The sequence below is a fragment of the Oceanobacillus sojae genome (assembly GCF_007991515.1).
Classification (GTDB): Bacteria; Bacillota; Bacilli; order Bacillales; family Amphibacillaceae; genus Oceanobacillus; species Oceanobacillus sojae.
This window is the reverse complement of the sequence record NZ_BJYM01000006.1, coordinates 41,577-54,695: the sequence shown is the minus strand read 5'-3', so window position 1 is coordinate 54,695 and position 13,119 is coordinate 41,577. Positions and strand designations below refer to the sequence as shown.

13 protein-coding genes are annotated in these 13,119 nt (G+C 36.2%); 4 read left to right on the top strand and 9 right to left on the bottom strand.

Annotated elements, in window-relative coordinates; translation table 11 throughout:
* Positions 1 to 17: 17 nt before the first annotated feature.
* From OSO01_RS08425 to OSO01_RS08415, 3 genes are read right to left on the bottom strand one after another with little or no spacing between them, the layout of a single operon-like run.
* Complete coding sequence (locus OSO01_RS08425; protein ID WP_147209999.1) at positions 18 to 1,415, bottom strand: PTS transporter subunit EIIC; 1,398 nt, start codon at positions 1,413 to 1,415, stop codon at positions 18 to 20.
* A 21-nt stretch (positions 1,416 to 1,436) separates the two neighbouring features.
* Positions 1,437 to 2,255 (bottom strand): PRD domain-containing protein, encoded by an 819-nt coding sequence (locus OSO01_RS08420; protein WP_147209998.1) that lies wholly within the window; start codon positions 2,253 to 2,255, stop codon positions 1,437 to 1,439.
* A gap of 29 nt (positions 2,256 to 2,284) precedes the next feature.
* Positions 2,285 to 2,773 carry a PTS sugar transporter subunit IIA gene (locus OSO01_RS08415; protein WP_147209997.1) on the bottom strand — a complete coding sequence of 163 codons (489 nt, stop codon included), beginning with the start codon at positions 2,771 to 2,773 and terminating at the stop codon, positions 2,285 to 2,287.
* Positions 2,774 to 3,533: 760 nt separating this feature from the next.
* Here OSO01_RS08415 and OSO01_RS08410 point away from each other — a divergent pair.
* Genes OSO01_RS08410 through OSO01_RS24080 form a run of 3 tightly spaced genes read left to right on the top strand, consistent with a single transcriptional unit; the run spans position 3,534 to position 4,254 of the window.
* A complete protein-coding gene (locus OSO01_RS08410; protein ID WP_186813594.1) occupies positions 3,534 to 3,806 on the top strand; it encodes an aminotransferase class V-fold PLP-dependent enzyme in 273 nt (90 codons plus the stop codon).
* A gap of 35 nt (positions 3,807 to 3,841) precedes the next feature.
* A complete protein-coding gene (locus OSO01_RS08405) occupies positions 3,842 to 4,051 on the top strand; it encodes a hypothetical protein (RefSeq protein WP_147209995.1) in 210 nt (69 codons plus the stop codon).
* Positions 4,052 to 4,074: 23 nt separating this feature from the next.
* On the top strand, positions 4,075 to 4,254 hold the full coding sequence (locus OSO01_RS24080) for a hypothetical protein (protein WP_371863289.1): 180 nt from the start codon (positions 4,075 to 4,077) through the stop codon (positions 4,252 to 4,254).
* A 338-nt stretch (positions 4,255 to 4,592) separates the two neighbouring features.
* On the opposite strand, the gene OSO01_RS23275 is transcribed toward OSO01_RS24080, so the two are convergent.
* From OSO01_RS23275 to OSO01_RS08375, 6 genes are all read right to left on the bottom strand, one after another.
* Positions 4,593 to 4,766 carry a hypothetical protein gene (locus OSO01_RS23275; RefSeq protein ID WP_156985071.1) on the bottom strand — a complete coding sequence of 58 codons (174 nt, stop codon included), beginning with the start codon at positions 4,764 to 4,766 and terminating at the stop codon, positions 4,593 to 4,595.
* 405 nt (positions 4,767 to 5,171) lie between these two features.
* On the bottom strand, positions 5,172 to 5,972 hold the full coding sequence (locus tag OSO01_RS08395; RefSeq protein WP_147209993.1) for a sugar phosphate isomerase/epimerase family protein: 801 nt from the start codon (positions 5,970 to 5,972) through the stop codon (positions 5,172 to 5,174).
* Complete coding sequence (locus OSO01_RS08390) at positions 5,972 to 7,108, bottom strand: ABC transporter ATP-binding protein (protein ID WP_147209992.1); 1,137 nt, start codon at positions 7,106 to 7,108, stop codon at positions 5,972 to 5,974. The genes OSO01_RS08395 and OSO01_RS08390 overlap by 1 nt, the downstream gene beginning before the upstream one ends.
* A gap of 14 nt (positions 7,109 to 7,122) precedes the next feature.
* The gene (locus tag OSO01_RS08385) at positions 7,123 to 7,947 is read right to left on the bottom strand and encodes a carbohydrate ABC transporter permease (protein ID WP_147209991.1); all 825 of its coding nucleotides are present in this window, start codon (positions 7,945 to 7,947) and stop codon (positions 7,123 to 7,125) included.
* On the bottom strand, positions 7,937 to 8,851 hold the full coding sequence (locus OSO01_RS08380; protein WP_147209990.1) for a carbohydrate ABC transporter permease: 915 nt from the start codon (positions 8,849 to 8,851) through the stop codon (positions 7,937 to 7,939). The genes OSO01_RS08385 and OSO01_RS08380 overlap by 11 nt, the downstream gene beginning before the upstream one ends.
* Before the next feature lie 80 nt (positions 8,852 to 8,931).
* Positions 8,932 to 10,224: an ABC transporter substrate-binding protein gene (locus OSO01_RS08375; protein ID WP_147209989.1), complete on the bottom strand. Its 1,293-nt coding sequence runs from the start codon at positions 10,222 to 10,224 to the stop codon at positions 8,932 to 8,934.
* 1,321 nt (positions 10,225 to 11,545) lie between these two features.
* Here OSO01_RS08375 and OSO01_RS08370 point away from each other — a divergent pair.
* Positions 11,546 to 13,102 carry a spore germination protein gene (locus OSO01_RS08370; RefSeq protein WP_147209988.1) on the top strand — a complete coding sequence of 519 codons (1,557 nt, stop codon included), beginning with the start codon at positions 11,546 to 11,548 and terminating at the stop codon, positions 13,100 to 13,102.
* The last annotated feature ends 17 nt before the right edge of the window (positions 13,103 to 13,119 follow it).

Sequence of the window (13,119 nt, the reverse complement as noted above, 5' to 3'; positions counted from 1 at the left end):
CAGCTCCCTTTTTGTATTTAATTCTTTTTATACATTTCTGCTTCTGGATCCTTAATTCCGAACAGTAAGGTCAATACCATACCTCCGAAAAAAGCTATTGCCAGACCGACTATATAAGCCCATAAAGTTGGTCCCGCAAACGCAGGAATAGTTGTCAGCCCTCCGAAAACGAATGCATTTCCAACAACGTTAAATGCTCCCATAAATGCTCCACCAAGAGCAGCGCCTAAACATCCTGCTACTAATGGAGTTTTGAATCTGATTCCCAAACCATAGATAGCAGGTTCCACAATTCCTGATAAGAAAACAGAGACCATTGCAGTTCCTGATAACCCTTTCAATTCCATGTTACGAGTGCGCAAAAATACAGCAAATGCCGCGCCTGCCATGCCAAGATTCGCGGTTGCCCCGTAAGCAATAAGTGCAGAGGTTCCCGTCTCAGCAATTTCAGGTATAATCACCATTGTGTTTGGAGCCCAATGTACACCAAACATAATTAAAATATTCCATATCCCGCCTATGAAAGCTCCTGTAATAATTTGATTAATACCAGTTAACCACCCTACAGCATTAGCAATTCCAATACTTGCATAATTTCCTATTGGTCCTACTATACCAATAGTAATCGGCACCAATACAAACAGTAAGACAGTCGGAATTACAATCATATGCAAGCTGTGTGGAAGCTTTCTTTTCATGAAATGCTCCATCAATGATTGTATCCAAACAATTATAATTGCCGGAATCACCTGGCTTGTGTAATCAAAAACAGGCATTGGTATGCCCATAAAACTTATTAAATTACCACCCTCGTCATTTTGCACCAATTCCATAAATGACGGCATAATCAATGCACCAAGAATCGCAACAGCAATGTAAGGGCTTGTATTAAATCGTTTAGCTGCAGTCATAGCAACTAGAAGCGGCAGGAAATAAAAGACTGCTGTTGCTGCATTCTCCAGAATCAAATTCGTCGTGCTCTCGGTCGATAGCCACCCCAGCTGATTTGCCAAAATCGTAAATCCTCGTAAAAGGCCTGCTCCAGCTAATAATGGTAATAATGGTGAAAAGATACTTACAACTAACGCAATAAATTGATTAAACAAATCGCGTTTCTTTCCGCTAATTTGCGTAGAACTGCCTTCTCCATCTCCGGTATTCTCTGATGTCTTCCATGCCTTCATGAAAGCATCATAAACATCTCCAACATTAGTACCAATAACTATTTGTAATGTGTCATCTCTTTCAACAACACCCGGGACATCATCCAGAGCCTCAATATCCTCTTTTTTGGCCAATGTACGGTCTCTCAAGGAGACCCGCAATCGGGTAGCGCAATATGTTACGAAACTTATATTCCCGTCGCCCCCCATTAAGACTAACAGCTTCTTTGCTAATTGCTCTGTGGTGTCCATAAACACACCTTCCTTTTAGATTTAATAATTTCGAAGTCTTTCGATATGAAGGGAGATATAACCTACTTCTTCTTCAGGCAATTGAATCCCGTGTGCATCACACAAATGCTTACTCACCCGTTTTGCACAATTAAAAGCAGTTTTGAATTTGTGCTGGATCATAGTTAGCATTTCATTATCCATTACGTGTACATCGTAACGATTGGGTCTGTTCAAGGCGAACCGCAAATGCATAATCAACCGTTCATAGGCCAGATCATCCTCTTTTATGGAAATGTCGAGAGTCGTTTTGATAACTTCTACCATATTGCGAATAATGGTTGTTTCTCGTATCGTTTCGCGCAAATCACCTCCTTCAAGTTTCATTGTGTGGAGATGCAGCGCAATAAAGGCTGCTTCATCAATCGGCATTTCGAGACCAAGCTTGTCCTTGATATGACGAATCGCCCATAATCCAACCTTAAACTCATCCCGGTATAAAATTTTGATTTCCTGAATCAGCTTATTTTTTAAATGAATCCCTTGCTCTTCCCGTTCAATCGCAAAGGATAAATGATCAGATAAGCCCAAAAGAATATGACTGCTCATTTTGGTCTGCAATTGCTCTTCAGCATAGGCTATGATTTCTTCACAAAGAATAAAATGTTCTTCCGGAATGCGGAGAAGCAATCGTTCGAGTTTTTCATTGCCTTCCAGCACGAACAGTTTCTCTATTTTAGCTGGATTAATGATATCGTTTTTGTTTTTATTAAAGGCTACACCGCCGCCAATTGCTATTTTTTCCTGTCCTTGATCATTGATGATAACAGCATTATTGTTGAGAATTTTCGTTGCTTTCATTGTCAAGCCTCACCTTCTACATGCTGGTGTTATTTGCTAGTGATGGTAAGTAGAACGGTTTCACCTGCACTTGCTTCTTTTTCCTCTGTTAATTGGATTTCCTTCTCACTATTCACACTATTAGTGATAACGATAGGAGTCACAAGGTCTTTCGCATTTTCTCGAAGGAATTCCAGATCGAGTTCGATTAGCGGCTGGCCAACTGAAACTGAATCACCAATTTTGACTTTTGTAGTGAATCCTTCTCCTGCTAAATCAACCGTGTCCAGCCCAATATGAATTAAGACTTCATTGCCTTTTTTGTCCTTGATACCAACTGCGTGTTTTGTTTCGGGAATTTGCACGATTTCTCCATCAAACGGAGCAAAAATCACTTCATCCGTTGGTGTAATCGCAATTCCTTCACCCATCATTTTTTCACTGAATACGGGGTCGGGAACTTCCTCTAACGAGACCACTTTTCCGTTTACAGGAGCATAAAGCTTAGCTTTTTGTTCCTTTTTTAGTTTGTTAAACATGTAAAATCGTCCTTTCCTGTTTTATCATGTAATCTTGTATTCCTTGAATTACGAAATAGTCTCATGTTATAGAGCATCAAAAAAAGGCATGGAGGTATAGATAGGAAATCTGTCCTATTTAAAATACCACCATGCCTAATCAAGTTAGTAACATGTGACCTATATTCGAATTTATCCGTATAATAGCATACATCCAGATGCAGGTCAATATGAAAGGGCTTTATTTTTGAGTGAAATACTTGTGGCTCTTTTATTAGTATCGTTAAATCCATTGCTTTGACAGCGTTTTGAGCATTGGTTATTTAAGTTATAGCTGATATAATTATGCTTATTTAAGAGTCTTTAAATAGCTAATGTCTGAATATTAGACATGCCACTTTAAGCGAATTATCTTGTCAAAAAATAAAAAGAGACAATATATCTATATTAAAAAAGTGGGTAAAACATGGTACATAATTTAGGAAGATAGTCTGTCTATTTTCCTGTATTGACAGAATATCAACTATTTATGGAAAATTAATGATTTTCCATAAATAATTTAGAGAATTGTTTCAAAAATACATAGTTCACAATCTTTTTCATTTTTTTTTAAAGATTATTTCCATTTGATTTTATTACGTCTTGATACCAGTAGAAGCTGGCTTTTTTCTTTTTTTGATATGTTCCTTTCCCTTCATTATCCAAATCGACGTAGAAGAAATTTCCTATTTTAACAAATAAGATACAATTATCAAGTTTTGTTCTCAAAGTGCACTTCATCGTGATATTAAAACTAATATCAGTAATAACCGATAACACATTCCTAGTTTCAGTGCCCCATGTTTCATTTTATAATGGTGCCATATCAAATTTAGAAGATATTGTACATCAAACAAAAGAAAAAGACAGCTATATTTTTGTAGATGCTTATCAATCAGCAGGTCAAATAGATATTGACGTAAAAAAGATAAATATAGATTTTTTAGCTGCTGGTATGCAAAAGTATTTACTTGGTATTCCTGGAATTGCGTTTTGTATGTTAAAAAGGAAATAGCTGAAACGTTAAAACCAAAAATAACTGGTTGATTCGTGCAAGAAAATCCATTCGCTTTTGACGCTGAAGCAGTAAACTATGCCCAAGGAGCACAAAGATTTGATACTGGAACTTTTTCTATGATAAATGGATTATCAGCAGATAATGCTCTTGATATTATTTTAGAAATTGGCGTAAAAAATATAGAAAAATACTTAGAGGATTTATCGCTATTTACGCTTGAATATTGCCAAAAAATAATTTAGAAATAGCGAGTCCGTTAGACCCAGTGTTAAAAGGGTCTAATACAGCAATAAAAGTAGATAATGCAAATGGCATAGAAGAAGAATTAAAGAAAGATAATATCTTGATTTCCGCCAGGGCAGATGTAATTCGCATAGCTCCTCACTTTTATAATACAAAAAGTGATATTAAGTTTGCTATTGATGCATTAAAGAAACTCATCTAACCAAAGAATCCATACAGAAAGCCTTTTTCAATCGATAAATAATGACTATCCATAAGGACCATACTTAAATACAATGAAATGCAACAGTAATAGAAATCGGATGCTGTTAATATATTTATTCATTTAAGCCGTAGTATCTAATTTATTTATTCTTCAACGAGTACATGTTTAAAAAGCTGTTACCGGATAGTCCAATGGGTAACAGCTTCCATTTTGAATCAGGATATTTAAAATTAGTCGTTCTTCTCCTAATCTGAAATAAACTCTCAGTATTCGCCAAGTCAAACGGTTCAAAGTTTTACCTATTTCATTATTGTTAATTTTCATCCTATCATTCTCTATATCTTTATCACCAACCGCTGACGAACCTCCTCCCAATCATCACTAATCCGATTTGGAGTGTACACATCAGAATCAAATGAAATAAATACGACATAGTGATAAGCCATTTCCAACATTTCATTACTAGGGTACCAAATATCCTGATCCTTTTTCTTGACAGATATGCTCACTTCAATAACTACAACCTTTTCTGCAAAGACCTTGATTGCTTCTTCTACTTTAAGTGTATAAATATCCGAGATAGTTGTATTAAAGTCTTTAATTTAGCCAATATAACCAAGCGCATCAAACATGCTACTTCTTGCAGAATGTTGAATAAAATAATAAGGCAGGATACCGCGTAAAATCAAAGGAGGTGTATACCGAATTACATAATTTCCAACATTTTCATTTCACTTCCTTTTAAACATAAGCTTTTTATCAATATACGGAGGCAAAATTGGCATTGTTAGGAGTTATCATAATATCAATAAGTAACAAGAGCTCAACAGAATAGCATCTTATTAGCTTATATAAAAAGACGAATAATAATACCTTCTTTGTTTATCATTCGCCTTTTATATTCTGTTTTCTTTTTAACCTACAATATGTTTTTGTTTCAAAAATGTCTTCCCATGACGAAGATGTTCTAAAGGTGTTCCTGGTGCATATTCTAAAATCAATTCACAGTCTGGATGAATATCATTTAAAGCATCTAAAATGTCATCCCAATTGATTTTTCCCTTTCCAATTGGGAGATGTTCATCTGCTTCTCCAAAATTATCGTGAATATGAAGCCCTAATAATCTACCTTTTACAGCTTGGATAACTTTAGGTATATTCCAATTATCCAACTGGGCATGTCCAATATCAATTAAATAGCCCGCTGTATCATCTATCTCGTCTAGAAAATGACCAAATTCCTCTTCGCTAAATAGAGCGCTCCCTTGATAACCGACATTTTCAACAGCAAGTTGTACACCTAATGGTTTAGCAATATCACAGAGTTGTTTGATATACGCAGCAGCCCGCTGTTCTGCCTGCTTTTTATCAAAGACCGGGGAAAAGCAAAACCCGGGATGAATCACTACATGTGTCGCACTAATCATTCCGGCAAATTCAATTGCTTTTTTATATTCATCAAATGCCGTTTCCCTGACAGCTCTATTTTCACTAGTTAAATTAATATCCCATGCTGGAGGATGAACACTAAAATCGACAGGAAGCTTTTTCAATTCTTCTGCCAGCACTTTAAAACTGCCTTCCATATCATTCCAAGCTTGTCCATCCATCATCAATTCAATCTTATCCGCTCCACAATCAATCAATTGATGAGCATTTGTTAGAATATCTTCATTTAATAGAATTAGATCGGAATATGTGATTTGATTAGTCATTATACATTCACCTTTCTCTCGTTAGAATATGTGATACCATCTTTCATTTCTAACCCTTGGGGATAGCCAATATTTCTTTCCGTATCTTTATCAAAGAAATGGATTTTCTCCATAACAGGGCAAACATATACATCCTGACCGTCTGTCCAATTCTTACTCTCACTCATTGCGATAATTTCCTGTCCTTCTACATTTATATATACACCATAGTTGTTTCCCTGATTTTCAATATATTTCACTTGGCCCCGAACTCCTTTTTGGGCAGATACAGGCGATAATTCAATATGTTCTGGTCGAATACCGAATAATAGCTTATTCGTTCCTGTCTGGTTCACATAATCTTTCCATATCTCATTTAGCAAGAAAGATTGACTCCCTATGCGGACGGCGCCATGGTCATATTCTATATTCAAAATATTTGTTGGCGGGGAACCAATAAACTTAGCAGTAAATACATTAGCAGGCCGATGATACACATTATCAGGTGTATCGATCATTTGTAATTCCCCGTTATACATCAGCACAATCCTATCAGCAAATGTGGTTGCTTCTATCTGATCATGTGTTACATAAACAATGGTCTGGCCAAACATTTCATGAATTTTCATCAGCTCCTTGCGTGCAGAAACCCGAAGCTGCGCATCTAAATTAGATAATGGTTCATCCAGAAGGAAAAAATCACTTCTATTCACTGTTGCACGAGCTAGTGCTACCCGTTGTCGTTGCCCACCTGAAAGCTGTTTTGGCAAACGATTTTCATACCCTCTCAGTTGGAGCATTTCCAATACAAAATCAAACCGCCGTTCTATTTCTTTCTTTTCAATCTTTTTGACTTTCAGGGCATACATAATATTCTGTTTCACGGTCATATGCGGATATAATGCGTAATTTTGGAATACCATTGAAACATTTCGTTTTCCACTTGGCGTATCGTTTACCCTTTGTCCATTCATATATAAATTTCCTGACGTTATTTCTTCTAGTCCAGCAATCATTCTTAATATAGTTGACTTCCCACACCCAGAAGGACCGAGTAAGATTAATCGTTCTCCTTCTCTCACCGTAAAATTCAAATCCTTTACTACTTCTGTGTCACCATATACCTTCCTTACATTCTCGAATTTTATTTCCTTCACTACATTCCCCTCCATTACTTAATACCAGATGACGTAAACGTTCCAATAATATACTTTTGAAATGACAAATATAAAATAAGTGGAATAATCATTGTAATCACGGATACGGCCATTGCAACGGTGAAATTAGTTCCACCTTCAGAGCTAATGAACATTTGTAACGCTAAAGGCAACGTAAAATTCTCTGTTGTCTTTAAAATAAGCACAGGCCATACAAACTCATTCCATGTACTAATAAAGAACCAAATACCAACAGAAGTGATGGCTGGACGCACGAGCGGCAATACAATATCTTTCATAATTCTTCCATGACTCATATTATCTAGCCTCGCTACTTCGATCAGAGAAAGGGGAATATTTTTCATCGATTGACGAATCAGGAAAATCCCCACAGCATCTGCCAACTGCGGAAGAATAACTCCCCAAACATTATCAAGCATTCCCAAATTTGAAATGATTAGATAGTTTGGTATCATCGTTACGGTAAAAGGAATAAAAATGGTACCAATTAATAGAAAGTACAAAATTTCTTTTCCTTTAAACGAAAAATAAACAAAAGCATACGCTGCTAAAAAGGCAGTGATCAATTTAAAAATAGTAGCAACCGTAGCAACTATAAACGTATTCCATGTAATTCGAAAAATCGGCAACGTATCAAATAACGTTATATAATTTTCCAAAGTGGCATGGATTGGAATGATATTTAGAACGTTATTATACGCATCATGTAATGGTTTAAAGGACATCCCAATCGCATAGATAACTGGTAAAATCATAATCAGAATCGTTATTATGAAAATGAGATGCCAAACATTTTCTACACGCCGATTAATTTTCATAATAAACCCCCCGCTCTACATATCTAAATTCAAGAAACAGCAGTAACAAAAATAACGCCATGGTAACAATTGATATAGCTGCTGAATGCCCTGTACGATAGACAACAAAAGCTTCATGGTAAGCATGATAGATCAAGTTCGAACTCGCATAATCCGGACCGCCTTGTGAAATAACTTTTACGGGGGTAAATACATATTGCAAGCTCTGAACAATGGTGATAATAAATACATATATACCTGTGGCGCTACTCATCGGCAAAATAATTTGAAAAAATATACGTACGAGCGAAACGTTATCCATCCTTGCTGCTTCAATGATTTCTCTAGATATCCCATTAATGGATGCATATAAGAGGATAAAATTGTATCCAAAAACCTTCCAGGAGGTAATCAAACTCAATACAACAATGATCCAGCCTTCTGCCTTCGTCCAATTAGGAATTTCCAAACCAAACCAATTAAAAAGGATAGCTACAGGACCTGAAACCGGATTTAATATCCATGTGAATAAAATAGAGCCTACTACAAGTGAAATAAATGCCGGTAAAAACAAAGCACCTTTATAAAAATTTTTATATTTACGCAGCACAAGATCAATCACAAATGCAAAAATATATGGAATGACGCAATTAATGATTAACAATAAAATAATGTAGAGGAACGTATTTCCTAGGATACGATAGGTCTTTGGATCACTAAGAACTTCTGTATAGTTTTTTAATCCAACAAATTCTTTAGTCGGACTAATCATATTCCATTCAAAAAAACTTAAATATATTGTATAGATAAATGGCCAAAAGGTAAAAACAGCAAAAATAATAATAGAAGGGATGAGCAACAAGTAACCAAATGCATTCTCTCTGTTAATATGCAGTTTTCCCTTTGCCGCAGTTAACGAACTCATTTTATCGTTCCTCCACTTACTTCAGTTTTTAAAGAAATCGGAAGAAGGACACCCCTCTTCCAAAACCTTTTTTTACATGGCTATGGCAGTAAAGCATTGATTTCGTCTTGTGTCGTTTTCAATCCTTCTTCTGGGGAGATACTGCCTTCTAATAGTTGTTCCCGCAAGTCAAGCAGCATTTGCTCTGCTTGTAATCCGGCATTACCAGGGAAAGAAGCCCAAGGGACCACCCCATCCATTTGATTGATTGCAGGAGTCATCATTTCATTTTCTTCTAAATAAGTATTTAACCCATTTTCTGCTTCTGATACATCATGACGTGGTGGTACATAACCTGTCCCTTTCGTCCATTCAGCCATTGCTTCCACACTATATAGATAACTCATAAACTCCCACGCAGCTTTTTGTTCCTCTTCTTCTTGAGCAGTAATAGCAAGCATTGCTCCTCCAGCAGGAAGCTTTACTTCTTTTCCTTCCCATGCAGGTGATTCAACTGCCGCGACATCAAACTGTGCATTATCCTGAATATTGGAGCGCTGCGCAATAGTTGTATAAGCCATTGCTACACTCCCATCAATAAAGCTTTGCACACCTTGATCCCAGCCTATATGCAATGCCGTCTCATCTTCTACAATCATATCTGTAAGGAACTGATATGCTTCGATTCCTTCTTCTGATGCAAATGCTGCTTGTCCATCCTTAATAAACGATGCTCCATTACTTTCAAGCAAGGCTTGTGTTGCCCAGTTATCAGCAGGTTCTTGAAAATAAAGTCCGTAATTTCCTGTTTCCTCCTTAATCACCTCAGAAAATTCCTTTACCTCTTCCCATGTTTGTGGTCCATCTGTATCTAATCCTGCTTCCCTTAATATGTCTTTATTAATATATAAAACGGGTGTACTGAGAGAATAAGGAACACCTACCTGTTCACCATCTGAATTCTTCGCAAGATCCATTACATTCGGCAGGAAGTGATCTTCAAGGAATGTTGCGTCATCTGGAAAATGTTCATCAATTACATTTTGCGGAGGAGTATACTCGAAATTTCCAGAGAAATAATCCATAAAAGCCCATCCGATTTGTACAACAGCTGGAGAATTACCTGCAGCAGCTTCAGCTTGCATATTCTGCATCAAGCCTTTATACATATCGGGATTATATTTAGCGACAACCTCTACGGTATCACTTTGGGCATTAAACTCTTCCACAAGCTCTGTAACAGTTTGCCCTCCTTGTGTTTCCGCGTTCACATGCCAATACTCAATTACTGTTTTTCCATCTTCGTTACTTTCATTTCCTGCAGCTTCACTATTACATGCAGCAAGGAAAGAGATAAGAATGATAAATAAAGCTATTTGCAACCACCGTTTCATTTGGTTTCCCCCGTTCATTTTGTCTTGTATTATTTCCAGAAGAGATCCAGATAAGTTCTTATATCACTTAAAGCACCATATTTTTAACAAAGATTATAATAAATCCCCCTCCATTTGCCCGCCAATTAATTAACACTCAGCTATTAAAAATGAATCAAAATGTACTATGTATATATGCATACTAGTAATAGCTATTGTTTAGGCTACATAACTGACTACACATATTACTTTTTCATTTTCACTACTGATTGTAACGTTCAATTGTTAATAAAGAATAAGGGTATTGTAAACAATTGTTAATCTTTTTTTAAATTAATTTAAAAGTAAGCGTCAAATAGTCCCCGCCTACAAGTTATAAATCACGCATGAGATAATCTCCATAGAAAATCATTCAAAGGTTATACGATGACAAAAGAAGAAAAAATAGAATGGAAAACAAGGTACGATGCTTGGAAAGCCAGTGAAATGCAAAGTTGCCACATGGTGTCGAGAACAAGGGATTAAGGCGAGTCAATTGTATTATTGGATTTGAAAGTATGAAAATTTGACATTCTTTCTGTCGAAGTACCCCTAAACCGCTCCCTCATACTTCATATTCTTAAACTACCTGCTTTCCAACACAGCACAAACAAGACAACACACCAACCAAGCGCCAATCCCAAATATACTGATATCCGAAACAGCAATAATAAACGTGAAGAACGCGTCAATTTCAAGGAATTACAATCAACCTTTACAAATTGACATGTAAGCAAGAGAAACAGGAAAACAGGTTTTACAATAAGAAAAACAAGACTAAAACCAGAATATTTCTTTCTGCTTTGTTCTTGCTTTTTAGGGAATCGTTTAGAAAGAAAAGTCTTGTACGACTTTCAATATATAGTTAACAGAGGAAAATCTTAATCGACATTTTATTTAAAATCTTAAATTTCTTAAATAAAATATTTTAATCCCTGTTTATGAATAAATTATTAAAGATCCTTTATTTAATCATATTCGAATTTTGATCCATTCATCCTCCTTTGACTCACCCAACTGTTAAAATGACTATAAACGCACAAATGGATCTAGAAGTAAAATACAAATGATATCAAGTGACTTCTTCCATTCACTCTACTAATTTCTAGGTATCTAGTTACTAAAATCTGATTCAATACATTTATCAATTTAAAGTTAGGTTTAAAATTTTGCTCTGTCATGAGCTAATGAAAGTATATAGCATTTCTTAACAGGGAATAAATTTAAAAATAAGTGAGATACTACTGGGAAGATATCTCCATATAATATGAATGTTCAGAGACCATAAGAAAGTGGGATTCTTATGTTTAATCGAAAAAAATTTAAATTTAATCGAAATAAAGAACGGCAGATTGATGAAGAGGTTTTAAAACCTCTTTATTCTAATTTGGAGAAAAATACAGAAGTGCTAAATTTTCTTTATGAAGATTGCTCAGATGTTATTTTCCGTTCATTTGTAATTGCTGATCAGATAAAGGCTCAATTAGTTTACATAAAAGGTATGTCAAATATTGAAGAAATAGACAGTAATGTATTAACACCGCTTATGCAACAAACCGATCAGAAATCTGTAAATCCCAGATTATTGATTGAACAGAGAGTATCTGTTGCCGAGATAACAAAGATTGAATCTTTTGACACCTGTGTTGAACAATTATCCGTTGGTAACCCTATTTTATTACTGGATGGTGACCAACAAGGATATGCATTGGGATTGGCTAAATGGGAGAAGCGTGCCATTGAAGAACCGTCTGGTGAGTTGGTAGTTAGAGGGCCTCGTGAAGGTTTTACGGAGAGTGTGGAGGTTAATACCTCTTTGTTGCGAAGAAAGATCAAAAGTCCCCAACTAAAAATGAAAACCTTAAAAGTGGGGAGTTACACACAAACTACAATTATGATAACTTATATTCAAGATTTATCAGATGAAACACTGATTGAAGAAATCACTCAACGTATTAAACGAATTGACATTGATGGAATATTAGAATCTGGGTACATAGAAGAATTAATTCAAGACAATTCTTACTCTCCGTTTCCACAAGTACTTGTTACAGAGCGACCTGATACAGCAGTTTCTAATTTGCTGGAAGGACGTGTGGTCATTGTTGTGGATGGTACGCCCTTTGTTTTGATTGCTCCAACCACATTCTATTCCTTATTTCAATCTGGAGAAGATTATTATCATCATTTCATAATATCTACGGCAACCCGCTGGTTACGTTTTTTATTTTTATTTATTTCTCTCCTGTTACCATCTTTATATGTTGCTGTGATTACCTATCACCAAGAGATGGTACCGACTACATTACTGCTTACCATGGTCGATTCACGCGAAGCAATTCCATTTCCTGCGCTGGTGGAAGCTTTGCTTATGGAGATTACATTTGAAGGGTTGCGGGAAGCAGGGCTTAGACTTCCTAAACAAGTAGGTGCTGCCGTTAGTATTGTAGGAGCATTGGTTATTGGCCAAGCAGCGGTAGCTGCTGGTTTAGTCTCAGATCCCATGGTCATGGTTGTTGCCCTTACTGGTATCGCTTCTTTTACAATTCCACGTTACAATATTGCTATTCCTTTCAGATTATTACGTTTTCCAATTATGTTACTGGCAGGAACGTTCGGGCTGCTAGGCATCATGATAGGACTTTTGGCTATAATAATACATCTGAGTACGTTACGTTCTTTTGGTGTGCCTTATCTCTCTCCAATGGCTCCAATGAAAAGAAGAGATCTGAAAGATACTTTAATACGGGCTCCTTTATGGAAATTAAATACGCGCCCCCATTTAACGGGAGAATATAATAAATATCGGCAATCTTCTAACCAGAAGCCTTTTCCCGAAAAGGAAAGCGGGGAAGAATGACCTAGAGGTGGTGAAAT